Genomic DNA, 24,786 nt, shown 5'->3' on the forward strand with positions numbered 1-24,786 from the left:
CGGTTCGCCTCAGACCCGCGCCGCAGTGACCGCGGCAGAGCCCCAGGTGGTGCGCCAGCGCTGCTTGACCCCGTGCAGCCCGAACCAGGCCAGCAGGCCCAGGCTTGCGAACAGCCACAGGCCCATCTGGTAGTCACCGGTGTGCTGCTTGATGGTGCCGAGCCCGGCTGCCAGCAGGAAGCCGCCGATGCCGCCAGCCATGCCGATCAGCCCGGTCATCACACCGATTTCCTGGCGGAAGCGTTGCGGGACCAACTGGAACACCGCGCCGTTGCCCGCGCCCAAGCCAAGCATGGCACTGACGAACAATGCCAGGGCCGCGGTGGCGCTGGGCAGGTTGAAGCCCACGGCAGCAATGCAGATGGCGGCCACGCTGTACATGCCAAGCAGGGTGCGGATGCCCCCGAAACGGTCAGCCAGGGCACCGCCCAGCGGGCGCATCAGGCTGCCGGCGAACACGCAGGCGGCGGTGTAGTAGCCTGCGGTGATCGGGCTGAGGCCATACTGGTCGCTGAAATAGCCGGGCAGGGCGCTGGCCAGGCCGATGAAGCCGCCGAAGGTGACGCTGTAGAAGAACATGAACCACCAGCTGTCGCGATCACCCAGCGCCTTGAGGTAGTCGGCCATGGCTTTTGGCTTGGGCCGTTGTGGTGCATTGCGCGCGAGCAGGGCGAACACGACCACCGTTAGCAGCAGCGGGATCACGGCGAAACCGAACACATTGTTCCAGCCAAAGCCTGCAGCCAGCACCGGGGCCAGCAACGCGGCGAAGACGGTGCCGGAGTTGCCTGCGCCAGCGATGCCCATCGCCTTGCCCTGATGCTGCGGCGGATACCATTGCGAGGCCAGCGGCAGCGACACGGCGAACGAGGCGCCGGCAACACCGAGGAACACGCCGAGCAGCAGGGCTTGTTCGAAGCTGTGCACGCCCAGGTACCAGGCGCAGGCCAGGGCGACAATAACGATGACCTGGCCGATCAGCCCGGCGGTTTTCGGTGAGAGGCGGTCGACCAGCAGGCCCATGACAAAGCGCAGCACGGCACCGGCGAGGATGGGTGTCGCGACCATCAGGCCCCGCTGTTGTGCACTCAGTTGCAGGTCGGCGGCGATCTGGACGGCCAGCGGGCCGAGCAGGTACCACACCATGAAGCTCAGGTCGAAATACAGGAACGCAGCGAACAGCGTGGGCACATGCCCGGATTTCCAGAAGCTGGTACTCATCGAACACCTCACTCGGCAATGCAACGGAAACGAAAAGACGCCGCTACCCGGCCCACTGGCGTGGAGGGGTGAGCGACGTCTTTGTCGGGGTTTGTGGGCAACCGCCGTTGGCTACCGGTGCGCTATCTTCAGCAAGAGCTGGGCCAACATTGTACGGCCGCTGCCTAGCCCAGCATCTCGTGCATGGCAATGATCTGCTCAGCCACCTGGATCAGCTTCTGCTGGCGGCTCATGGCCTGGCGGCGCATCAGGGTGTACGCCTGTTCTTCGTTGCAGTCTTTCATTTTCATCAACAGGCCCTTGGCCTGCTCGATACGCTTGCGCTCGGCCAGTTGCTGGTCGCGGGCCTGCAGCTGGGCCTTGAGCGCTTGGTCGCTCTCGAAGCGGGCCATGGCTACATCCAGGATGGGCTGCAAGCGGGCGGCGTGAATACCCTCGACGATGTACGCGCTGACCCCGGCCTGGATCGCCTGGCGCATCACCCCGGGGTCATGCTCGTCGGTGAACAGCACGATTGGCCGTGGTTGGTCGCGGCTGACCATCACCACCTGTTCCATCACGTCGCGGTCGGGTGAATCGGTATCGATCAATACCACGTCCGGGTGCACCATTTCGACGCAGGCCGGCAGGTCGATGGTTAAGTCTGGCGCCTCGATCACCTCGAAGCCGGCCTCGCGCAGTGCAGCCTTGAGGCGGCCGAGCTTGTTCTGGGTATCGTCGATCAGCAGGATGCGCAGCATGGCGGTGCCCCTCACAGGCCGATACGGGCATCGGGCGTATCGCCCAAGGCATGCAGGCTGAAGCTGCGGGCATAAGCGTAGGGGTCGCTGCCATCCCAACCGATACCGTCGATCAGCACGCTGCTGCGCATCGGCGTGCCAGGGCAAGCCACGCCGAGTGCATCGGCGGCCTGCTGGTAAAGCGCCATCTGCTGGACCTGGCGCGCGACGCCGAGGTAGTCGGGATCATCGCGCAGCAGCCCCCAGCGACGGAACTGGGTCATGAACCACATGCCATCGGACAGGTACGGCACGTTGGCCCGCCCCTGATCGAACAGGCGCAGGGCATGCGGGTCCTGCCAGTGGTTGCCAAGGCCGTCCTGATACACCCCGAGCAGGCGCGGTTCGACGTTTTCAAGGGGCGTATCCAGGTAGGCGCTGCTACTGAGCAGTTGCGCGGTGCCGTGGCGATTTTCCTGGTTTTGTTCAATGAAGCGGCTGGCGGCGAGGACCGCTTTGATCAGCGCCCGGGCGCTGTTGGGGTATTGCTCGGCGAAAGTGCGGGCGCAGGCCAGGACCTTTTCCGGGTGGTCGGCCCAGATCGACTGGCTGGTGGCCAAGGTAAAACCCTGGCCCTGCGCCACGGCGGCGCCGGCCCAGGGTTCGCCGACGCAGAAGCCATCGATACGGCCAGCCTGGATGTGCGCCATCATCTGCGCCGGTGGCACCACCACGCTGTTGACGTCGTGCAGGGGGTGAATACCTTGGCTTGCCAGCCAGTAATACAGCCACATGGCATGGGTGCCAGTGGGGAAGGTCTGGGCGAAGGTCAGCTTTGCCCCCTGCTGGTGCACCTGGCGTGCCAGTGCTTCAGGTGTGGTCACGCCCTTGCGTTGAAGTGCGGGGGACAGGTTGATGGCCTGGGCATTCTGGTTCAGCCCCATGAGCACCGCCATGTCCCTGGCCGGTACCCCGCCGATGCCCAGGTGCACGGCATAGACCAGGCCATAGAGGCAATGCGCGGCATCCAGTTCACCGCTGGCCAGTTTGTCGCGCAGGCCTGCCCATGAGCCCTGGCGTTTGAGGTTCAGGGTCAGGCCGTGTTGCTGGGCGAAGCCCTGGGTGGCTGCGACCACCACCGACGCACAATCGGTCAATGCCATGAAACCGATGTCGAGGCTGGTTTTTTCGGGTGCGTCGCTGCCGTTGACCCATGCCAGGGGTGATGTATTCACGTAGATCCTCGCCTGTACTGAATAGGCTGTGTGCAGGCGATGTAGCAACGCATGTGCCAAGGCGCTGTCATGCCGGCCGCGCGCTGGCTATAATCGCACCCTCACTTACCCCGAGCCTTGCCCGCCCATGTATACCCTGGCCCGCCAGCTGCTGTTCAAGCTTTCCCCGGAAACCTCCCATGACCTGTCCCTGGACCTGATCGGCGCCGGTGGCCGCCTCGGGCTCAACGGCGCGCTGTGCAAGCAGCCGGCGGCATTGCCGGTGTCGGTAATGGGCTTGAACTTCGCCAACCCGGTTGGGCTGGCGGCAGGCCTGGACAAGAATGGCGCGGCCATCGATGGCTTTGCCCAGCTGGGCTTCGGTTTTGTCGAGATCGGCACCGTGACCCCGCGAGCGCAGCCGGGCAATCCGAAGCCGCGTTTGTTCCGCCTGCCAGAGGCAACGGCAATCATCAACCGCATGGGCTTCAACAACCTGGGCGTCGATCACCTGCTCGAGCGGGTGCGCGCCGCGCGTTACAGCGGCGTGCTGGGCATCAACATCGGCAAGAACTTCGACACCCCGGTTGAGCGCGCGGTCGACGATTACCTGATCTGCCTGAACAAGGTCTATGGCCACGCCAGCTACGTAACGGTGAACATCAGCTCGCCCAATACCCCAGGCCTTCGCAGCCTGCAGTTCGGTGATTCGCTCAAGCAACTGCTCGATGCCTTGGCCGAGCGCCGCGAGCAGCTGGCTGGTGAGCATGGCAAGCGTGTACCGCTGGCGATAAAGATCGCGCCGGACATGAGTGATGAAGAAACTGCGCTCGTGGCAGCAACGCTGATGGAATCGGGTATGGATGCGGTGATCGCCACCAACACCACCATGGGCCGTGAGGGCGTTGAAAACCTGCCGTATGGCGGGGAGGCGGGCGGCCTTTCCGGTGCACCGGTACTGGAAAAGAGCACCCATATCGTCAAGGTGTTGTCGGCCGAGCTCAACGGCAAGATGCCGATCATCGCTGCCGGTGGTATCACCGAAGGCCGTCACGCCGCAGAGAAGATCGCCGCTGGCGCGAGCCTGGTGCAGATCTACTCAGGCTTCATCTATAAAGGGCCGGCGCTGATCCGCGAAGCGGTGGATGCGATCGCTGCGATGCCGCGGGCATGATCACGCAGGCATAAAAAAGGGCCCCATCAAGGGGCCCCTGGGCCTTAGCCCGCCGCCCGGATGGGGCGTGCATGGTGACTCGAATTCAGTGTCCTCGTTCAGCCAACGGCGTGATTTTCGTTGAGTCTATGGATGCCAGCGGTGCCAGTCATTCCGTCCCAGTTATCACCGCGACCTTCACGCCAGCCGTTGATCCAGGCTTGGCGAACAGAAGGAAGATTGAAGGGGCAAAGTTCGCGGGATTTGCCGGTGACCCCGTATTGGTAGCCACGTGAATATGCTCTTTCCAACGGATCACGCTTAAGTCTTCTCATAGGGTGTTGCCCTCACTTGTTGACTGTAATGTCCCGTCGGCCTCTCCGAGGCCGGGCAGAGTCTTTCTGCCGGTTTGCGCCCGCTGCCGGCGTGGCGGGCTGAAAGTGCCACCTCGTTGCGAAGCGGCCTGAGACCAGTTCTAACGAATGCGAGTCACCGAGGGAATGATCGATTTGTCATAAGGACGTAACGTTTCCAAGGGTGAGGGGATAAGTAAATAAATGCGACTCAACCTTGTTTGACGTTGAGCCCGCTATGATCGGGGTTTGCTGAACCTTGACGTCATTTCGCCAGCGTTGCGCTGCGATGAAAGAAATATCTGGTAATGCGACGAAGGGTCACATCAACCCTGAAATCGGTAGAAATTTAATGTACTGCCTGATGATCTAAGCTCTCTCTGCCACCGGCGAGAGTGGATCGATCAGGCGGCCCGGCCCATCAGCTGCAGCATGTCGCGCAGCCAAAGGCCACTCGGACGCTTGCTGGAAGGGCGTTCGGGCAAACATCGGCGGGGCGATGCGTCACCTCGTCAATCAAATAGCCCAAGGCTCTGGAATACACATGTCGGACCGTTTCGAACTTTATCTCACCTGCCCCAAAGGCCTGGAAGGCCTGCTTGCCGAAGAGGCCAAGGCCCTGGGCCTTGACGATGTGCGTGAGCACACCTCGGCCATCCGCGGCGCGGCCGACATGGAAACCGCCTACCGCCTGTGCCTCTGGTCGCGCCTTGCCAACCGCGTGCTGTTGGTGCTCAAGCGCTTCAACATGAAAAACGCCGACGACCTCTACGACGGTGTGAACGCTGTCGACTGGGCCGATCACCTGGCGGCCGACGGTACCCTGGCGGTCGAATTCAGTGGCCATGGCTCGGGCATCGACAACACCCACTTTGGCGCTCTGAAGGTCAAGGACGCCATCGTCGACAAGCTGCGCAACCGTGAAGGCTTGCGCCCGTCGGTGGAGAAGGTCGACCCGGACGTGCGTGTACACCTGCGCCTGGACCGTGGCGAGGCAATTCTTTCGCTCGACCTCTCCGGCCACAGCCTGCACCAGCGCGGATACCGTCTGCAGCAGGGTGCTGCGCCACTCAAGGAAAACCTGGCAGCGGCAGTGCTCATCCGTGCCGGGTGGCCACGAATCGCCGCCGAGGGTGGCGCTCTGGCCGACCCGATGTGCGGTGTAGGTACCTTCCTGGTCGAGGCGGCCATGATCGCCGCCGATATGGCACCCAACCTCAAGCGCGAGCGCTGGGGCTTCAGCGCCTGGCTTGGCCATGTACCGGCCACCTGGCGCAAGGTTCACGAAGAGGCGCAGGCCCGTGCACAGGCTGGGCTGGCCAAGCCGCCGCTGTGGATTCGCGGCTACGAGGCAGACCCACGGCTGATCCAGCCGGGGCGCAACAACGTCGAGCGCGCAGGCCTGAGCGACTGGGTCAAGATCTACCAAGGGGAAGTCGCCAGCTTCGAGCCGCGCCCTGATCAGAACCAGAAGGGCCTGGTCATCAGTAACCCGCCCTATGGCGAGCGTCTGGGTGATGAGGCCAGCTTGCTGTATCTCTACCAGAACCTCGGCGAGCGCTTGCGCCAGGCGTGCATGGGCTGGGAAGCGGCGGTGTTCACCGGTGCGCCGGAGTTGGGCAAGCGCATGGGCATCCGCAGCCACAAGCAATATGCGTTCTGGAACGGCGCGCTGCCGTGCAAACTGCTGCTTTTCAAGGTGCAGCCTGATCAGTTCGTCACCGGCGAGCGTCGCGAGGCCCAGGCCGAGAGCGGCGATACCCGCCGACCGCTGCCGGTAGCCAATGAGCCTGCACGCCTGTCCGAAGGCGCTCAGATGTTCGCCAACCGCCTGCAGAAGAACCTCAAGCAACTGGGCAAGTGGGCGCGCAAGGAGCAGATCGACTGCTACCGCGTGTACGATGCCGATATGCCTGAATATGCCTTGGCGGTCGACCTCTATCAGGATTGGGTCCACGTGCAGGAGTACGCCGCGCCACGCTCGATCGACCCGGAAAAGGCCCAGGCGCGCCTGCTCGATGCCTTGTCGGCGATCCCCCAGGCGCTGGGCGTCGACCCGCAGCATGTGGTGCTCAAGCGCCGTGAGCGGCAGAGCGGCACCCGCCAGTATGAGCGCCAGGCCACCGAAGGGCGCTTCCATGAGGTCAGTGAAGGTGGCGTCAAGCTGCTGGTCAACCTCACCGACTACCTCGACACGGGCCTGTTCCTCGACCACCGCCCGATGCGCATGCGCATCCAGCGTGAGGCCGCCGGCAAGCGCTTCCTGAACCTGTTCTGCTACACCGCGACGGCCAGCGTACATGCCGCCAAGGGCGGTGCGCGCAGTACCACCAGCGTCGACCTGTCCAAGACCTACCTGGACTGGGCGCGGCGCAACCTGTCGCTGAACGGTTTCTCCGAGCGCAACCGCTTGGAGCAGGGCGATGTCATGGCGTGGCTGGAAGCCAATCGCGACACCTACGACCTGGTCTTCATCGACCCGCCAACCTTCTCCAACTCCAAACGCATGGAAGGTGTGTTCGACGTGCAGCGTGACCACGTGCAACTGCTCGACCTGGCCATGGCGCGCCTGGCCCCCGGTGGTGTGCTGTATTTCTCCAACAACTTCCGCAAGTTCCAGCTCGATGAGCACCTGGCTGCGCGGTACGTGGTGGAGGAAATCACGGCGCAGACACTGGACCCGGATTTTGCCCGTAACAATCGCATCCACCGCGCCTGGCGCCTGCAACTGCGCTAATGCGACAAGCAACGTTGCATCGCTAATGGCCAATAGCTATAACTCAGCACAGGGCCATGATTTTCGCAGGACGCTGACGTGACGAGACCGAGCTATGTCGAAGTATGGCGTGCGTGCGAAGGTGTTGGGCCTGTGCAGCCAGGCGATGGCTGCCTGGGCGGTGGCATTGGTGGCGCTGGTGGCCGGCAGCTTGCTGTCGATTGCCCTGGCGCTGGCCACGCATGCGTTTTACAAGCAGCAACTGCGCCAGCGCTTCGAGCTGCTGGCCAGCGAGCGCTATAGCCGTATCGCCGAGCGCTTCGATGACCAGGAGCAGCGCCTGGACAGCTTGCGCCGCTTTTTCAGCTTCTCCAACGAAGTCACCCCAAGCGAGTTCAACGGCTACGCCCGCCCCTTGCTGCAACGTACCCAGGCGTACTCCTGGGCGCCGCGGGTTGAAGGCGCGCAGCGGCGTGAGTTCGAGCGCCGGGCCAGTGCTGCGTTGGGTCAGGCCTACTTGATCCGTGACCTGGACGAGGGGGGCGATTGGCACCCGGCGCCGCCACGTGATCACTACTTCCCTGTGCTTTACACCCAAGCAACCCAGATGCAGGGGCAACCCTACGGGCTGGACCTGCGCGGCCAGGCGGTACGTGACCAGACCCTGATGCGTGCCGTGGAGCCCGGTAGCATGGCAGTGTCGGCGCCGCTGGACATGATCAGTGTGGCGCCGGGCTACGCCCGCGGGCTGTTGATGGTCGCGCCGGTGTTCTACACCGCGCAGGCTGACGGCCCTGCAGGGTATGCCATGGCGCTGCTGAACCTGCGGCAACTGATCACGGACGGCCTGCCGGCCATTGCCGAGGACAACCTGGTGGTACGCATCGTCGACCCCAGTGGGCGCGATGGCCATGAGTTGTTGTTCGACTCGCAGAACCCGGCCGCGCCATTGGCGTTGGTCAGCACGCAGCTGCTGCACCTGGCCGACCATCATTACCAGCTTGATATCCGCCCCAGCCAGGTATTCATGCAGGGCAACCGCTCCTCGGCAGCGCTGGCTGTGGGCTTGCTCGGTGGCCTGCTGAGCCTGTTGCTCAGTGCGTTGCTGTACAGCCTGTTCAGCCAGCGGCAACGGGCGCTCAAGCTGGTGGAGCAGCGTACCGCGCAATTGCGGGTCAGCGAGCAGTCGTTGCGCGAGACGCATAATCAGCTGCGCAGTGTGCTTGATGCTGCTACCCAGGTCGCTATCATCGCGACCAGCCTCAAGGGCGTGGTCAGTACCTTCAATGCCGGTGCCGAACGCATGCTGGGTTACGCGGCCAGCGAAGCGGTCGGGCATCTTCATCTGGAACACCTGGTCCTGCCTGAGGAACTCAGCCAGCGCGCCCATGCCCTGAGCCTGCGCTACGGGCGTCAGATTGACGGTGGCCAGGCGATGTTCGCCGAGACCTTGCAGGGCGGTGGCGCGCAGCCAGGCGAGTGGACCTTGGTGCGCAAGGACGGCAGCCAGCTGTTGGCCAACATGCTGGTGACCGCAGTGCTCGACGAGCAGGGGCTTTGGGTGGGTTACCTGGCAATTTGCATCGATGTCACCGAGCAGCGTCGTGTGCATGAGGCGCTGGCGATGCGTGATCGGCTGCTGGAGAAGCTCAGTGCCGAGGTGCCGGGCGGCATTTATCAGTATCGCCTGGACGCCAACGGCCACTCGTGTTTCCCCTACGCCAGCCAAGGGCTGTTCGATATCTACGAGATCGACTTGCAGTTGCTGCAGAAGGACGCCACGGTGGTGTTCGAGCGCATTCATGCCGATGACCTTGAGCGCGTGCGACGCTCCGTGCGCGACTCGGCCGAACACCTGTCCCCTTGGCGTGAAGAGTACCGGGTGTGCCTGCCCAAAGCCGGTTTGCGCTGGGTGCGCGGCGAGGCCACGCCCGAGGTCGGTGAAGACGGTTGTACGCTCTGGCATGGTTACCTGACCGACATTTCCGACCTCAAGGGTGTGGAGGAGGATTTGCGTAAGCTGTCGGTGACCGATGCCCTGACCGGTATCCACAACCGCCGTTACTTCCAGGAGCGGCTGAAGGCCGAACTGGACCGAGCCCAGCGTGATGATCAGGAACTGGCAGTGATCATGCTCGACATCGACCACTTCAAGAGGATCAACGACCAGTACGGTCATGCCGTGGGGGATCATGTGCTGCGCAGCTTGTGCCAGCGCATCGGTCAGCGCTTGCGGCGTACCGACGTTTTCTGTCGGCTTGGCGGGGAAGAGTTCATGGTGCTGTGCCCAGGCAGCAGCGCCGAACAGGCGCGGCTGTTGGCGATGGAACTGTGGCACGGCGTGCGCAATGTGCCTGTCGAAGGCGTTGGCAAAGTGACCGCCAGTTTTGGCGTGGCTGGATGGCGGCCGGGGGAGGGTGCCGATGCCCTGTTGCTGCGGGCTGATGCTGGCGTCTATGCAGCCAAGCAGGCAGGCAGGGATCGTGTCGAGGCAGAATTGAGCTGAGGTGTGCGCACCGGCCTCATCGCCGGCTTGCTGGCGATGAGGCCGGATCTGTTGGAGTCAGATCATGGGTTGACGCCTGCCGTCCGGTTACCGGCTTTGGGTTGGCGATACAGGTCCAGCAGTACCTGGTCGAGTACCTGCGATGCACCCCAGGGTTTCGGGTCGTTGAGGATCGCCGCCACTGCCCAGGTATTGCCGTTGCTGTCACGGCTGAAACCCGCGATGGCGCGTACGGTATTCAGGGTGCCCGTCTTGATGTGGCCTTCGCCGGCCATGGCGGTGCGCTTGAGGCGCTTGCGCATGGTGCCGTCCATCCCCACCAATGGCATCGAACTGATGAACTCGGCGGAGTAGGGGCTATTCCACGCCGCTTGCAGCAATGCAGCCATTTCCCGGGTGCTTACCCGTTCAGCACGCGACAGGCCCGAGCCGTTTTCCATCACCAAGTGCGGCGCGGTGATACCTTTCTTGGCCAACCACTGGCGAATCACGCGTTGGGCAGCGCGGGCATCGTCGCCATCGGCGTCGGTACGGAACTGTGCGCCAAGGCTCAGAAACAGCTGCTGGGCCATGGTGTTGTTGCTGTACTTGTTGATGTCACGGATCACCTCCACCAGGTCGGGCGAGAAGGCCCGTGCCAGCAGGCGCGCGCCCTTGGGCACGTTCTCGATGCGGTCACGGCCCTGGATGCTGCCACCCAGCTCGTTCCAGATCGCGCGCACGGCACCGGCGGCATAGGTCGGGTGATCGAGCAGCGCGAGGTAGGTCTGCGAGTTACAGCCATCGCCCAACTGGCCGCTGACCACCACATTCATGCCATCGGCTTGAGGCACCGGGTTGTAGCGTACATCGCCAGTGCACTTTCTGGAGGCAACTGCCTTGACCTGGTTGTCGATGCGAATGCTCGCAATGGGTGGCTCGACGGCGACAGTCACTTTGCCGCCATCGTTGCGGGCGACGAAGCGCAGGGCCTTGAGGTTGACCAGCAAGGAGTCGGGCTTGACCAGGAAGGGCTTGTTCATGTCGCCGCCGTCATCATTGAAATGCGGCAGGTTGGGCTGTACGAAGTGGCTACGGTCCAGCACCAGGTCGCCGGTAATGGTGCGCACGCCGTTGGCACGCAGGTCACGCATCAGCAGCCACAGTTTCTCCATGTTCAGCTTGGGGTCACCGCCGCCCTTGAGGTACAGGTTGCCGTTGAGCACGCCGTTGCTCAGGGTGCCATCGGTGTAGAACTCGGTCTTCCACTGGAATGTCGGGCCGAGCAGTTCGAGGGCTGCATAGGTGGTGACCAGCTTCATGGTCGAGGCCGGGTTGACTGACACATCGGCGTTGAACACGGTCGGCGTGCCAGGGCCATTGAGCGGCAGCATCACCAGTGACAGTGCGCTGTCCTGCAGTTTGCTGGCTTTGAGCGCTTGCTGAACCTTGGGTGGCAGCGTGGTGTTTACAGCCGCAGCCTGGCTGGGCAGGGCGAACGGCAGGAGCATGCCGGCGAGAACGAGGGGGCGGAGCGATTTGATCATATGAGATTCATACCCTGCGGACGAGGGAAAAAGACATAGGGGCTGTAAGAGATGATGGCCCCTCTACGAAATATAGTGCGCATTATGCCCCAAGCGCAGCACTCATGCGCCACGTTCGACGGAAAAGCGCCGTTGTACTGCGGAAACTGTTAAAGTGCCGCGCGTTATTACTCAAGCGGATTGTTTCATGGCTACCAACCGTTCCCGTCGTCTGCGCAAGAAGCTGTGCGTTGATGAATTCCAGGTTTTGCTGATTAGCAAAAAATAGTGGGTTGGTTGTCAAAAATCTCTCTCTCATCCCCCTCCAAATCTGGCTCGGCCCATACCTCACCCCCTGCCAGCAGCCATTAGCAACCTCTCGTTCGCACCTATCCAATCCCCCAGATTGCCTAAGCGTCAAGCTCCGAATTGGCCTTTAGCGGCAAGCTCGCTTTGTGACCGGCCATAAAAAAACCACCTCGAAAGGTGGTCTTTTGACAACCCGCAGTTAGTCACTGCGGCTCAGCGCGATCACTTAGCTGCGTTGATCGGCTTTTCTGGGTACCAGGCGTCGAGCAATGGGCTGACTTCAACCTTGGTCACTTCGCTACGGCCTTTGAGCCATGCTTCGACAGCTGCGCGTTGCTCTTCGGTAACCGAGCCGCGTTCAGCTTTGCAAACCAGGCCGAAATCATCGCCGCCGACATAATCCAGGCCGTTGGCGTCCATGGCTTCGGTCAGGAAGTCATCGAGGAATGCATCGACTGCCTCATCATCCAGATCTTCCTTAAATTCCAGGTTCAGCTCAAAGCCCAATTCCTGAAACTCGTCCACACAAAGCTTTTTGCGAAGACGACGGGAGCGGTTAGTGGCCATCAAAAAATCCTCTAAGTAATTACGGCGCGCAGTCTATCAGCTAACACGTTCGAATGCCTGCTTTGTCCGATCAGTCGAGGTGTCAAGGCTGCCTCCAGGCACACAGGGCCTAGAGCCCCCACGCCTCGGAGGGCCATCACCTTCATAGACCAGTCAATTGTGGTCACCTTTTTTGCAGTGATGATCAACCCCGGCTAAGGAAAACGCCCCGCAGACCTCCGTTGCGCTGGCGTCAAATCGAAACTGTTTTAGTCAGCGACCCCAAAGGTCAAACCTACAGGCACAAGAAAATCGTAGCGCTACGATTGTGAAGGGAGTACGCTCTTTGGGAAAATCGTAGCGCTGCGATTTTGCTTCGCGGCGCACGGCTGATCAACCCTCAGGAGGTCGCCATGTCCACCGCTATCACGCCACCCACCTTCTCAAATTTGTTGAAGCGCCAATCTGCGCCGCTCGGTACCTGGCTCATGTCTGCATCGGCCAGTACGGCAGAGGCGCTGGGTTACGCAGGCTTCGACTGGCTGCTTGTGGACATGGAACACGTACCGATCGAATTCCGCGATCTTTGGCACATCTTGCAGGCCATCCAGTGCAGCGGTGCGCAGCCGATCGTGAGAGTGGCCGCCAATGATCCAGTGCTACTGAAGCGCGCACTGGACCTGGGTTCGACCAATGTGATGGTGCCGTTCGTGGAAAATGCCGAGCAGGCCAAGGCTGCGGTCAGTGCCGTGAAGTACCCGCCCATGGGTACCCGTGGATTTGCCGCCGTGCATCGGGCCAGTCGCTACGGAACCTGGAAGGGCTACGGTCAGCAGGCTAATGACTCGGTGTGTTGCATCCTACAGATCGAAACCGCGACTGCACTGGCCAACCTTGAGGAAATCGCGGCCGTGCCGGGAGTCGATGCGCTGTTCCTTGGCCCGGGTGACTTGTCCAGTGTCTGTGGCCATATCGGCAATCCGGCGCACCCTGAAATCCAGGCCATGATCAGCGACGCGATCGCGCGCTGCAAAGCTATCGGCATGCCTCTCGGCATTGTCGGCGGCACGCCGGAACTGGTTGGTAGCTACTTGGAGCAAGGTTATGCCTTCGCCGCCGTGGCCTCGGACATGGCGATGATGATGAGCAAGGCCAACGAACTGCTGGTGGCCTTGAAAGGCCGTCAGGCGCCTGAAGCGGTAGCGACGGCCTACTGACCGATTCCGCTGCGCTGAACAAAGGCTACCCCACAAACCGGTAGCAATTGAGCATCCCTACAAGAACAACAATCCGGCGCCATTGTGCGCTGGAAGGAGTCTCGATGAACCAAGCACCTGTCTCCGGCCGCATCGCGGCCAGCGCCGCTGCTGCCGTTGCACCTTCACGCACGCGCTACTGGATCATTCTCATCCTGTTCCTCGTCTCGACGCTGAACTATGGCGACCGGGGCATCCTGTCCATTACCGGCTCCGCTATCCAAGGTGAGTTCGCTCTCAGCCCTGTTCAAATGGGCTGGATCTTCTCGGCGTTCGCCTGGGCCTATGTGCTAGGCCAGTTGCCAGGTGGCTGGCTGCTGGACCGCTATGGCTCCAAGCGCACCTATGCCGTCAGCATTTTCTGCTGGTCGCTTCTGACCCTGGTCCAGGCGTTCAACGGCGGCTCCAACGTCAGCCTGGTGGTCACGGCATTTTTTGCCTTGCGCTTCCTGGTTGGTCTGGCTGAAGCGCCGGCGGCGCCGGGCAACAGCCGGATGGTCGCCTCGTGGTTCCCGGCCAGTGAGCGGGGCACGGCATCCTCAATCTTCAACTCCGGGCAGTACTTCGCGATCGTGCTGTTCGCGCCAGTCAGTGGCTGGCTGATCCACGCTTACGGTTGGCGCTCGGTTTACCTGATGATGGGCGTGTTGGGGTTCATCATGACTTGGGTCTGGGTACGCAGAGTGCATTCGCCGCTGGAGCACCCGCGCATCAATCAGGCCGAACTGGCCTACTTGCGTGAAGGCGGTGCGGTGGTCGATATGGATGCCAACCTTGGCAAGCAGCGCAAAACCGACGACGCCTTGAAACTGCCGGCGATTCTCAAGGGTTTGTTGAGCAGCCGGATGATGGTGGGGATCTATATCGGTCACTACTGCTTCTCTACGATTACCTATTTCTTCACTACCTGGTTCCCGATCTACTTGGTGCAGGAGCGCGGGATGTCGATTCTCCAGGCCGGCTTCCTGGCCTCGATCCCGGCGATCTGTGGCTTTGTCGGCAACCTGCTGGGCGGGCTCTGCTCCGACGGCATCATGCGCAAGACCGGCTCGCTGAGCCTGGCGCGCAAGGTACCGATCATCGTCGGGTTGCTGGCCTCCACCAGCATGATCATCTGCAACTACGTGTCCTTACCCTGGATGGTCATCGCGATCATGGCGTTTGCCTTCTTCGGCAAGGGCTTCGCATCACTGGGCTGGGCGGTCATGGCCGATGCCGCACCCCGGCAGGCCGGAGGGGTGACGGCTGGGCTGTTCAACACGTTCGGCAACATCGGTGGCATCACCACTCCCATCATCATTGGCTTCATCGTGCAGGCCACCGGCTCCTTCAACATGGCACTGGTGTTCGTCGCGGCCAATGCACTGCTGGCGATGTTCAGCTACCTGGTGGTGGTCGGCCCGTTGCGCCGTCTTGAACTGACTCCGACAACACCTGACAAGAGAGAGACTCGCGATGTCTAACACGAAACCGCTGGTTCTGAGCGTCGGGCCCCTGCTGCCTGCCTTGCAATTACACCTTGAACAACACTATCGGCTGCTAGAGCTGTGGCGCTGCGATTCGCCTGCCGCGCTACTGGCCGAGCAGGGCGCGGATGTTCAAGCGTTGGTGACCACGGGCGTGCACGGGGCCAGCGCAAACCTCATCGAGCAGTTACCTGCCTTGCGCGCCATTGTCTGTTTCGGTGTGGGAACCGACGCCGTCGACCTGAAAACAGCCCGCGCCCGGGGTATTCAAGTCAGCAACACGCCGGATGTGCTCAACGATTGCGTGGCCGATGCCGCCATGGCCCTGCTGCTTGCAGTCGCCCGGCAAGTAGTGGTGGCTGACCGTTTCGTCAGGGCCGGGCGTTGGGGCGCAGAGCGCTTTGGCTTGACCACCGCGCTGGGTGGCAAGACGTGCGGTATCCTCGGCATGGGGCCGATCGGCCAGGCGATTGCCCGGCGTGCCAGCGCGTTCGGCATGCAGGTCATCTATTCGAGCCGCACGCCAAAGCCGCAGTTGGCATACACCTACCATGAGTCGTTGCTGACGCTGGCCGAACGCAGTGATTTCCTGGTGCTGGCGGTGCCCGGTGGCAGCGCTACCGACGGGCTGGTCAATCAGCCGGTGCTGGAGGCGCTGGGCGCCAACGGGGTGCTGGTCAACGTGGCGCGTGGCTCGGTGGTGGATCAGCCCGCGCTGACCGAGGCGCTGATCAATGGCCGGCTTGCTGGGGCAGCACTGGACGTGTTCGCGGACGAACCGCACGTGCCTGCTGCCTTGCGTGAACTGGATACGGTCGTGTTGTCGCCACATGTGGCAAGTGGCACGAAGGAAACGCGTCAGGCCATGGCCGATAGGGTGCTTGCCAACCTGGCAGCGCTGTTTGCCACCGGGTTGGTGCTGCACCCGGTGCGCGAGGGCGCGCACTGATGGAGCTATGGCAGCATCTTGGCTTCATGCTGTGTGTCGTCGTCGCCACCTTCGCCCAGAACGCCACGGGCTTTGCGTTCGGCCTGTTGTTGCTAGGGCTGACCGGCATGTTGGGCCTGGCGCCCATGGAAACCGTGGCGAACGTAAGCTCGATCCTGACGCTGGCCAACGCGCTGGTCATGGTGCGCAAGTGGCCGGGACTGCCGCGCCAGCTGGTACTGCTGGTGCTGGCCTGCAGTCTGGCGGGTGTCGTGGGGGGCGTGCAGTTGCTGTCATTGCTAGGCACGCATGAGCGGGCCCTGCTGGAGATCACCCTCGGCATCACCATCATCGTATGCAGCTTCATGCTGGTCCTGCAATCCCAAGGGCGACAGCAGATGTCGGGCCGGTTCGGTTTCGCCTTTTTCGCCAGTATTTCCGGCGTGATGGGCGGCCTGTTTTCCAGCGCTGGGCCGCCTTTGGTCTACCAGCTGTATCGCCAACCACTGGCTGTGCAGGTCATCCGCGACACGCTGATCGTGGTGTTCGCGGTCAATGCGCTGATGCGCCTGAGCGTGGTGGTAGCGACACACCGATTCGAGCTGCAGGCAGGCTACCTCTCGCTGGAGGCATTACCAATCGTGTTCCTGCTGACATGGTGGATGCGACGACACCCGCTGGCCATTTCACCGCGGGTGCTGCGTCTGGCGGTATTTGGTCTGTTGCTGCTGGCCGGTGCGAGCCTGATCGCCAAGGTGCTGGCTGCCGCTTAGTCTGGCCGGCGGTGCTGCGTGCGCCTCTTACTGGCGCACGCTGCTCTCGCGTACGACGAGCTCGAAGCCCAAGTCGACGACCTGGGGCTGATCGGGCAGGGTGCCGGCCTCGATCCAGCTCAACAGCCGGGTGGCGACGGTCCGCCCGATTTCGGCAGGGTAGGGGCGCACGGTGGTCAGGCGCGGTGCACTGAGCTTGCTCAATGGCAGGTCGCCAAAGCCGGCGATTGCCAACTGATCCGGCACGGCAATGCCGCGGCGCTGCGCTTCAAACAAGGCAGCGATGGCCAGTACATCGTTCGAACAGCACAGACCTTGTGGCCCGTCGCCGTGACGGGCAATTTCATCGAACACCTCGCTGAGTTCGGCTTGCGACGTGTTTTGCTCCAGCGCGATCACCTGTGCGCTCTGCCCCTTGCCAGCCAGCCAGGCACTGAACCCTTCAGCGCGCTGGCGGGCGCGGTGGTCGAGGTGCATGCGGGTGCCGACATAGACGAAGCGCTCCAGCCCCTGCGCGTACAAGTGCTCGGCCAGGGCTGCACCGACGGCTTCGTGGTAGAAGCCGACCTGCAAATGGAACGGGTCGTTACCCAGCTCCCACATCTGCGCCACGGGAATACCGGTGGCTTCGAGTAGTGGGCGGGCGGCGGTGTGATCGCTGCCGGTAACGACCAAAGCTGCCGGTGACCAGGACAGGTGTGCGCGCAGTAACTCCAGCTCACGTTGCGTGTCGTAGTCGCTGTTGCTTATCAACAACTGGTAACCACGACTTTCGAAGACTTCTTGCATGGCTTGCAAGGTTTCCGAGAAGAAGGCGTTGATCATCGACGGCACGATCACTGCGACTGCGCGGCTGTGGTTACCGGCCAGCGCGCCGGCTAGGCGATTGATGGTGTAGCCAGTGTCGGCGATGGCTTTACGGATGCGTTCAGCACGCTTGCTGGATACCGAATCCGGGTCGCGCAGGAACAGCGATACCGTGCTGGGGGAGACCTTGGCCTGTTCAGCAACCACGCCCATGGTTACCCGGTTGATCCGGGGGCGGCGTGCCGCGCCGTTGCTGATTTCGCTGTCTGATCTGTCGCTCATCGCCACCTCATTTTTCGAAGGCAAAAGCATGCGAGCCTGACGGGGCCAAGTCAATCTCAAAAGCGTATCGCTGGGGTGCTTCCCTGTTCGTTTTCGAAAATCAGTGTGTCATTTCGAAGAAAATCGTAGCGCTACGATTTCGCCTGCGATAAGCTCGCCGGGTAATTTTGCAGCGCTGCGATTTTGCCGTTGCAACGCTGCCCAACCCGCGTTGGAGAACAAATATAAAAATGAGCACATCCCTTTTTACCTTCCTAAGCATGCTGTTTTTCACTGTCCTGGTTGCAGTGATCTCCTATCGGTTTACCCGCCAGGCCAAGGACGTTGGCGCCCATGGTTACTTCATGGCTAGCGGCGGTTTGAATGGCTGGTTCATCGCCGGATCGATGATGCTGACCAACCTGTCGATCGACCAGCTGGTGGGCCTCAACGGTGATTCGTACGCCCATAACCTCAGTTCCATGGCCTGGGAGGCGACTGCGGCCGTTTCGACCATCGCCTTGGCCCTGTTTTTCCTGCCGCGCTACCTGCGCGGTGGTTTCTCGACCCTGCCGGAATTTATCGAGAAACGTTATGACCGCAGCACGCGCCGGGTGGTCAGCGCGCTGATGGTTGCCACCTATACCCTGGTGCTCAACCCTGCCTCGTTGTACCTGGGGGCGATCACCTTCAACCAGATCTTCGACCTGCAGGGCATCCTCGGCTGGTCTTATCCCGCCACCATCAGCCTGCTGATTGTCGCCACCGGGGTGATCGGCGCCGCCTATGCGGTACTGGGCGGACTGCGGGCGGTGGCCGTGTCGGACACCATCAACGGCATCGGCCTGCTGGTGGTGGTGATCCTGATCCCGATTATCGGCCTGTGGACGCTGGGGCAGGGTGATGTGCTGTCCGGTGCCCAGACCCTGCTGCACGACAACCCGCAAAAACTCAACGCCATCGGCGGCAGCGAAGACAAGGTGCCGTTTGGCGCCGTGTTCACCGGGATGATCTTCGCCAACCTGTTCTATTGGTGTACCAACCAGGCCATCGTGCAGAAGAGCATGGCGGCCAAGAACCTGGCCGAGGGCCAGAAGGGCGTACTGCTGTCCGGTTGCCTGAAACTGCTGGTGCCGCTGGCCATGCTGATGCCCGGGGTGATCGCCTGGCACCTGTTCCGCGACCAGCCCCTGGCCAACTCGGACCTGGCCTACCCGGCATTGGTCGCGGCGCTGATGCCCTGGTGGATGAAAGGCTTCTTCGTGGCGGTGATCTTCGGCACGGTGATGAGCCACTTCAACGCGATCATCAACGGCACGGCGACCTTGCTGACCTATGACTTCTACAAGTCGATCCGGCCCATGTCCTCGGACGAGGCACTGGTGCGTTTCGGCAAGCGTGTCAGCGTGATTGCGGCGTTGGTGTCGCTGATAGTCGCACCGATGCTGATGTACACCCCAGAAGGCATCTATGCGGTCCTGCGCCGCTTCACCGGCTTCTTCAACATGCCGATCATCGCCATCATGCTGTTCGGCTTCTTCAGTGCCCGCGGCGGTGCAACGCCGGCCAAGCTCGTGCTCGGTCTGCATGCGGTTTGCTATGCGGTGCTGGTGCTGGGGTTGAAGATCGATGCCCGCCTGGGGATCAGCTTCATCCATGTCATGGGCATCATGTTCGCGGTGGAGATGGCCTTGCTGGTGCTGCTGCGCAAACACTTCGACCGCGCCACTCCCTATGTCTCGCCCACCCCGGCACGCACAGTGGACCTGACGCCATGGCGGCATGCGGGTAGCTTCAGCGTGCTGCTGTTCGCCGCCCTGGTGTCTATCTACCTGACCTTTTCACCGCTGGGTGTCGCCCGTGTCGGCGGGCCTGCCTGGTTCTACCTGCCGCTGCTGGCATTGACCTGGCTGCTCGCCTTCGGCGGCGTCGCGCTGTGCCGCCGCCGCTTTCGACTCCTGACTGTCACCCAAACGCTGCCTGACTACGAGATCAACCCACGATGAATAGCGTATCCATCCCCCAAAACGTGAACCTGCACCAGGCAGGCGAGCAGATCCGCCTGGAAGTGGACGGGCGCCTGCTGTGGTGCCAGAGCCCGATGCAGCCGGCGGTGTTTGCCGGCTACGGCGAGGCCGAGATGGAAATGCAGCGCGGTAACTTCCGCATCCGCGACTACGTGCAGGAGCGCGTGGCCCTGCGTCATGCCCGCCTCGATGCCCAGGCCGGGTTGATCGAGTTGCGCGCCTGGGCCGAAGGCCCGCTGCTGCTGACCCTGCGCCTGGACTGTCAGGGCGAGCGTGTGCGCCTGCTGATACAGGCGCCGCAGCCAGGTTGCAATCGCCTTTGGCTACGCCTGCCCGCCGAGGCCGACGAGCAGGTCTGGGGCTGCGGCGAGCAGATGTCTTATTTCAACCTGCGCGGGCGCAACTTCCCGCTATGGACCTCCGAGCCGGGCGTAGGCCGGGACAAGTCGACCTGGCTGACCCTGCAGGCCGACAACGAGGCCAACGCCGGTGGTGATTACTATCACACCAACTACCCGCAGCCGACGTTCATCTCGTCGCGCCGCTACAGCGCGCATCTGGTGACCAGCGCGTATGCCGATTTCGACTTCCGCCACGGCGACTTTCACGAACTGCAGGTGTGGGCGGTGCCCGAGGCGCTGGAGTTCTTTGTCGGCAACAGCTACATCGACCTGGTTGGCGCCCTGAGCCGCTACTTCGGCCGCCAGCCGCGCTTGCCGCAGTGGGTGCTCGACGGTGCGATCCTCGGTTTGAAGAATGGTCGCGAGCACGCCGAACAGCACCTGCAGACCGCGCTCGAGCACGGCGCCCAGGTCAGCGCGCTGTGGTGCGAGGATTGGGAAGGGCTGCGCATCACCTCGTTCGGCAAGCGCCTGTTCTGGGACTGGCAATGGAACGCTGAGCGCTACCCCGACCATCAGGCCTGGGTCGGCAGCCTGCACGAGCGCGGCCTGCGTTTCCTCGGCTATGTGAACCCTTATCTGTGCAATGACGGCCCGCTGTTCGCCGAAGCCGAAGCGGCGGGCTATCTAGCGACCAACGCCGAGGGCGGCACCTACCTGGTCGACTTCGGCGAGTTCCTCTGTGGCGTGGTCGACTTCACCCTGCCAGCAGCGGCGCAATGGTTCGAAACCCGGATCATCGGCCAGGAGATGCTCGACAAGGGCTTGTCGGGCTGGATGGCGGACTTCGGCGAGTATCTGCCGATCGATGTCAAGCTGGCCGGCGATGCCGACCCCATGCTTGAGCACAACGCCTGGCCAGTGCGCTGGGCCGAGGTCAATGCCCGCGCTATCGGCAACGCCGGGCGCAGCGGCGATGCACTGTTCTTCATGCGCGCCGGCTACAGCGGCGTGCAGGCGCACTGCCCGTTGCTGTGGGCGGGTGACCAGTCGGTTGATTTCAGCCGCCACGATGGCCTGCAGACGGTGATTTGCGGCGCGCTGTCGTCAGGCCTGCTGGGCAATGCCTATCACCACAGTGATATCGGCGGCTACACCAGCCTCTATGGCAACTGCCGTACCGCCGAGCTGTTCCAGCGCTGGGCGGAAATGGCGGCGTTCACTCCGGTGATGCGTACCCACGAAGGCAACCGCCCGGACCAGAACCTGCAGTTCTGGCAAGACCCGGCCACCCTGGCGCATTTCGCCCGCATGACCCGGGTATTCGCCGGCATGAAACCCTACGTCGAAAGCCTGATGGATGAGGCCCAGGCCAGCGGCCTGCCGTTGCAGCGGCCACTGTTCCTGCATCACGAACAGGACGTCGGCTGCTACGCCGTCCAGGACCAGTACCTGTATGGCCGTGACCTGCTGGTGGCGCCCGTGCATGCCGAGGGCAAGACACACTGGAGCGTCTACCTGCCGGCTGGCGAGACCTGGCAGCACTGGTGGAGCGGCGAACGCTTCGAGGGTGGGCAGCGCATCGAGGTCGCGGCGCCCCTGGGGCAACCGCCGGTGTTCAGCCGCGTAGGCAGCCGCTGGCAAGCCCTGTTCGAGAGCCTGTCCGTGCTCTGATCCGGCACGCCTACCTGGAATTGTCCCATTGCGCGCCTGCTGCGGCAGGCGCGCCGGCCCGCTGCGGCCAATGAAAGAGCGCTGCTGACATGAACAACAACAATCTACGTGTCCTTGGCTTCACCCTGCTGGCCAGTGTCTACGCGCTGCCCAGCCACGCCGAGCCGATCGTCTGGAAGGCCGGCAACCTCAGCATCAACCCCTACGGCATCCTCGATCTGAACGTGCAGACGGGCTCGTTCAGCAAGACCGCACCTGACCACACCATGGTCTCGGACGGCAACCTGCAGGCCTCGCGTTTCGGGGTAAAGCTCGACTACGCCTTGGGCGACAGCGGTTACGCCCTGCAGGCGTTCGGTGAGCGCGGGCTGGTGTTGCGGCGCATCTGGAAGGGCGGGCAGGTCTCGACCAACCGTGGCTATGGTGTCGGCGTCAGTGGCCCGTTCGGCTCGGTGGCCATGGGCAGCCTGTACATGCCGATCTACTGGGTGTTCCTGGATTCGGACGTCGCCCTGTATGGGTTGTCGAACATGGCGGCGATCATGAGCCTGGAGCACACCGCGGTACTGGGAAAAAGCGGTACGGGCGGGTTCTACGACACCACGGTGCGCTACCGCTCGCCTGAAGTGAATGGGTTTTCCACCGAGCTGGGCTATTCCTACGGCAATTCCAGCATCGAGAATGGCCCCAACCAGAACCGCACCAGTGGCTTCAACGTACGCTATCGCAACGGGTTCACCAAGTTGGGTTATGGCTACAACCGCCATGACTCGGCCCCTACCGAAACCAGCAGCGAGCTGTACACCCAGACGACCCACGTGGTGTCGGGCAATTACCAGTGGGGCGGCGTGATCTGGGGGGCCAACTATGTGTACTCCAAGCGCGATACCGAGGCTCGCTGGTTCGCCTCGGCAAAAATGGTCAATGCGCGGATCGTCCTCGACGATCACAATGACCTGACCTTCGGCGTTTCCCAGCGGATCGAGGCCGAGGGCGCCCGGGCCTGGGCGGCCCATGCCGGTTACATCTATTCGTTCAACCCCAATACCCAGCTGTATACCTATGTCTCGCACATCAACAACAACAGCCACTCCACCCAAGGCTTTTCGCTGCTTAGCGAAGACTACCCGAGCGTGGCGGCCGGCTATGACCCATGGGCGGCTACCTTGGGTCTTCGCTGGAGTTTCTGAGTCTTGATAGCCATGAACCCTGCTTTGCATCCGCAACTGAACCTGAGCTGCGGCGCCCTCAGCGCCGGGGTGCTGCCGAGCCTCGGCGGTGCCCTGAGCTACCTGCGCCTGGGCAGCTTCGAGCTGCTGCGCCCCTGGGACGGCAGCGACAGTGTGCGGCGCAGTGCCTGCTACCCGTTGGTGCCGTATTCCAATCGCATTGCCCACGGGCGCTTTAGCGCCAATGGCCAGGTGCAGCAGCTGCGCGGCAACTTCGGTGACCACCCGCACCCGCTTCACGGCCTTGGCTGGCAGCGGGTATGGCAGCTCGATGCACACTCGCCGCAAAGCTGCCGGCTCAGCCTGCGTCACCATGCCCATGGCGCCGACGCCGAGGACTGGCCGTGGGACTTCGTCGCTTGGCAGAGCATCGCGCTGAGCGAGGAGGGCCTGCACCTGCACCTGGGGCTCACCAACCTCAGTGGGCAGCCGATGCCGGCAGGTCTTGGCTGGCATCCGTATTTCGAACGCCAGGGTGAGCTGCGGCTAGCCTTCAGCGCCACGCGGGTATGGCAGGCCGGGTCAGATGGCCTGCCGGCCGAGCGTACCGCGGTGCCCCAGACATGGGACTTCCGCCAGCCCCGTGCGGTAGGCGCGATGGGCCTGGACAACTGCTTCGAGGGCTGGGATGCCCACGCCAGCCTGTTTTGGCCCGACGCTGAGGTCGGCCTGCGTCTGCAGGCCGGGCCTGGGCTTGAACACCTGGTGGTGTTCACGCCGCCAGCACCTGCGGACTTCATTGCGGTGGAGCCAGTCAGCCATCTGAACAATGCCATCAACTTCCCCACGCCCACGGCGCACGGCCTGGTCTGGCTGGCCCCGGGGGCGTCGACCGAACGTGAGCTGCGCCTGCTGCCGAGCAGCGCCAACCTGGAGAACCCTGCATGAGTGAAACCCTGAACTGTGTGGTCCGCCAGCCGTCGGAACTGGGTGAGTGCCCCGTCTGGTCGGTACGTGAACAGGCGCTGTACTGGGCCGACATCCTTGCCGGGCAGCTGCATCGCCTCGACCCGCGCGATGGCCATGTGAGCAGCCTGCAGTTGCCCGAGGAGCTGGGCTGTTTCGGCCTGCGCGAGCAGGGCGGCTTCATTGTCGCGTTGCGTACAGGCATCTACCTGCTCGATGCTCAGGGGCAACTGGGCGAGCGCCTGGCCGACAACCCTAGCGGCGCCGTGCACAGCCGCTTCAACGATGGCCGCGTCGACCCCTGGGGGCGCTTCTGGGCCGGTACCCTGTGGCAACCGCGTGACCGCAATGGCGGGCAACTGGTGCGGGTCGATGCGCAGCGCCGTGTGCAGGTTGTGGCCGGCGATGTGATGGTGTCCAACGGCCTGGCCTTCAGCCCGGACCGCGCGTGGGTCTACCACAGCGACACCCCTAACCATGTGCTGTACCGCTACCCGCTGGATGCTGATGGCCAGCCCGGCCCACGGCAGCTGCTGCGTGAGTTCCCGCGTGGCATTGGCGGGCGCCCGGATGGCGCGGCGTTCGACAGTGCGGGCTGCTACTGGAGCGCGCAGTTCGACGGCGGCCGGGTGCTGCGCCTGAGCCCTGACGGCCAGGTGCTGGCAGAAATCCAGGTGCCGACGCGTTGGCCGACCATGGTCGCCTTCGGTGGTGACGACCTGCGTACCCTTTACATCACCAGTTCGCGCGAGAACCGCAGCGCCGAAGACCTGGCGGCCTGGCCGCTGTCCGGCTGCGTGTTCGCCATCCGTGTCGACGTGCCCGGCTGTCCCGAGCCGCTGTTCGCCGGTTGAATCCATTTCACTTGCTCACGAG

Annotated in this window: 19 protein-coding genes and 1 pseudogene; 13 read left to right on the forward strand and 7 right to left on the reverse strand. The window is 62.9% G+C overall.

What is annotated here, in order from left to right; genetic code table 11:
* Window positions 1-9: 9 nt before the first annotated feature.
* The 3 genes from JNA92_RS02040 to JNA92_RS02050 all read right to left on the reverse strand — a co-directional run bounded on the left by JNA92_RS02040 (window position 10) and on the right by JNA92_RS02050 (window position 3,175).
* Window positions 10-1,221, reverse strand: coding sequence for a nitrate/nitrite transporter (locus JNA92_RS02040; protein WP_241803111.1), 1,212 nt, complete (start codon window positions 1,219-1,221; stop codon window positions 10-12).
* Between the two features lie 164 nt (window positions 1,222-1,385).
* A complete protein-coding gene (locus tag JNA92_RS02045; protein WP_039602393.1) occupies window positions 1,386-1,961 on the reverse strand; it encodes an ANTAR domain-containing response regulator in 576 nt (191 codons plus the stop codon).
* Between the two features lie 11 nt (window positions 1,962-1,972).
* Window positions 1,973-3,175, reverse strand: a complete 1,203-nt coding sequence (locus JNA92_RS02050) for a CmpA/NrtA family ABC transporter substrate-binding protein (protein WP_241803112.1) — start codon at window positions 3,173-3,175, stop codon at window positions 1,973-1,975.
* 127 nt (window positions 3,176-3,302) lie between these two features.
* Here JNA92_RS02050 and JNA92_RS02055 point away from each other — a divergent pair, with 127 nt between their 5' ends.
* On the forward strand, window positions 3,303-4,328 hold the full coding sequence (locus JNA92_RS02055) for a quinone-dependent dihydroorotate dehydrogenase (RefSeq protein WP_241803113.1): 1,026 nt from the start codon (window positions 3,303-3,305) through the stop codon (window positions 4,326-4,328).
* Window positions 4,329-4,426: 98 nt separating this feature from the next.
* On the opposite strand, the gene rmf is transcribed toward JNA92_RS02055, so the two are convergent.
* Window positions 4,427-4,642, reverse strand: coding sequence for a ribosome modulation factor (gene rmf / locus JNA92_RS02060; protein ID WP_003248687.1), 216 nt, complete (start codon window positions 4,640-4,642; stop codon window positions 4,427-4,429).
* Window positions 4,643-5,204: 562 nt separating this feature from the next.
* On the opposite strand from rmf, the gene rlmKL reads away from it, so the two are divergent.
* Window positions 5,205-7,397, forward strand: a complete 2,193-nt coding sequence (rlmKL, locus tag JNA92_RS02065; RefSeq protein WP_241803114.1) for a bifunctional 23S rRNA (guanine(2069)-N(7))-methyltransferase RlmK/23S rRNA (guanine(2445)-N(2))-methyltransferase RlmL — start codon at window positions 5,205-5,207, stop codon at window positions 7,395-7,397.
* A gap of 94 nt (window positions 7,398-7,491) precedes the next feature.
* A complete protein-coding gene (locus JNA92_RS02070; RefSeq protein WP_241803115.1) occupies window positions 7,492-9,882 on the forward strand; it encodes a sensor domain-containing diguanylate cyclase in 2,391 nt (796 codons plus the stop codon).
* A gap of 62 nt (window positions 9,883-9,944) precedes the next feature.
* Here JNA92_RS02070 and dacB read toward each other — a convergent pair whose 3' ends face one another.
* A complete protein-coding gene (gene dacB / locus JNA92_RS02075) occupies window positions 9,945-11,408 on the reverse strand; it encodes a D-alanyl-D-alanine carboxypeptidase/D-alanyl-D-alanine endopeptidase (RefSeq protein ID WP_241803116.1) in 1,464 nt (487 codons plus the stop codon).
* Between the two features lie 187 nt (window positions 11,409-11,595).
* Between dacB and JNA92_RS02080 the strand changes: the two are divergent.
* Window positions 11,596-11,658 (forward strand): annotated as a pseudogene (locus tag JNA92_RS02080) (hypothetical protein); the annotation flags it as partial.
* A 260-nt stretch (window positions 11,659-11,918) separates the two neighbouring features.
* Here the strand turns inward: JNA92_RS02080 and JNA92_RS02085 are convergent.
* Window positions 11,919-12,263, reverse strand: a complete 345-nt coding sequence (locus JNA92_RS02085) for a YggL family protein (protein WP_176507733.1) — start codon at window positions 12,261-12,263, stop codon at window positions 11,919-11,921.
* A gap of 428 nt (window positions 12,264-12,691) precedes the next feature.
* Here JNA92_RS02085 and JNA92_RS02090 point away from each other — a divergent pair, with 428 nt between their 5' ends.
* The 4 genes from JNA92_RS02090 (at window position 12,692) to JNA92_RS02105 (ending at window position 16,665) form a co-directional block, all read left to right on the forward strand.
* The gene (locus JNA92_RS02090) at window positions 12,692-13,459 is read left to right on the forward strand and encodes a 2-dehydro-3,6-dideoxy-6-sulfogluconate aldolase (RefSeq protein WP_347269607.1); all 768 of its coding nucleotides are present in this window, start codon (window positions 12,692-12,694) and stop codon (window positions 13,457-13,459) included.
* A gap of 104 nt (window positions 13,460-13,563) precedes the next feature.
* Entirely contained in the window at window positions 13,564-14,961 is a 1,398-nt protein-coding gene (locus JNA92_RS02095; RefSeq protein WP_241803118.1) for an MFS transporter, read from the forward strand.
* Window positions 14,954-15,913 carry a 2-hydroxyacid dehydrogenase gene (locus JNA92_RS02100; RefSeq protein WP_241803119.1) on the forward strand — a complete coding sequence of 320 codons (960 nt, stop codon included), beginning with the start codon at window positions 14,954-14,956 and terminating at the stop codon, window positions 15,911-15,913. The genes JNA92_RS02095 and JNA92_RS02100 overlap by 8 nt, the downstream gene beginning before the upstream one ends.
* Window positions 15,913-16,665 carry a hypothetical protein gene (locus JNA92_RS02105; RefSeq protein ID WP_241803120.1) on the forward strand — a complete coding sequence of 251 codons (753 nt, stop codon included), beginning with the start codon at window positions 15,913-15,915 and terminating at the stop codon, window positions 16,663-16,665. The genes JNA92_RS02100 and JNA92_RS02105 overlap by 1 nt, the downstream gene beginning before the upstream one ends.
* Before the next feature lie 27 nt (window positions 16,666-16,692).
* Here JNA92_RS02105 and JNA92_RS02110 read toward each other — a convergent pair whose 3' ends face one another.
* Window positions 16,693-17,754, reverse strand: a complete 1,062-nt coding sequence (locus tag JNA92_RS02110) for a LacI family DNA-binding transcriptional regulator (RefSeq protein ID WP_241803121.1) — start codon at window positions 17,752-17,754, stop codon at window positions 16,693-16,695.
* A gap of 230 nt (window positions 17,755-17,984) precedes the next feature.
* Between JNA92_RS02110 and JNA92_RS02115 the strand changes: the two genes are divergently transcribed.
* The 5 genes from JNA92_RS02115 to JNA92_RS02135 all read left to right on the forward strand — a co-directional run bounded on the left by JNA92_RS02115 (window position 17,985) and on the right by JNA92_RS02135 (window position 24,764).
* Window positions 17,985-19,739, forward strand: coding sequence for a solute:sodium symporter family transporter (locus JNA92_RS02115; protein WP_241803122.1), 1,755 nt, complete (start codon window positions 17,985-17,987; stop codon window positions 19,737-19,739).
* Window positions 19,736-21,775: an alpha-glucosidase gene (locus JNA92_RS02120; protein WP_241803123.1), complete on the forward strand. Its 2,040-nt coding sequence runs from the start codon at window positions 19,736-19,738 to the stop codon at window positions 21,773-21,775. The genes JNA92_RS02115 and JNA92_RS02120 overlap by 4 nt, the downstream gene beginning before the upstream one ends.
* Window positions 21,776-21,864: 89 nt before the next feature.
* A complete protein-coding gene (locus tag JNA92_RS02125) occupies window positions 21,865-22,965 on the forward strand; it encodes a porin (protein WP_241803124.1) in 1,101 nt (366 codons plus the stop codon).
* 12 nt (window positions 22,966-22,977) lie between these two features.
* Window positions 22,978-23,892, forward strand: coding sequence for an aldose 1-epimerase (locus JNA92_RS02130; protein ID WP_241803125.1), 915 nt, complete (start codon window positions 22,978-22,980; stop codon window positions 23,890-23,892).
* Window positions 23,889-24,764: a 6-deoxy-6-sulfogluconolactonase gene (locus JNA92_RS02135; RefSeq protein ID WP_241803126.1), complete on the forward strand. Its 876-nt coding sequence runs from the start codon at window positions 23,889-23,891 to the stop codon at window positions 24,762-24,764. Before JNA92_RS02130 ends, JNA92_RS02135 begins: the two co-directional genes overlap by 4 nt.
* The last annotated feature ends 22 nt before the right edge of the window (window positions 24,765-24,786 follow it).

Origin of the sequence: Pseudomonas putida (genome assembly GCF_022627325.1) — a bacterium.
GTDB lineage: Bacteria > Pseudomonadota > Gammaproteobacteria > Pseudomonadales > Pseudomonadaceae > Aquipseudomonas > Aquipseudomonas putida_X.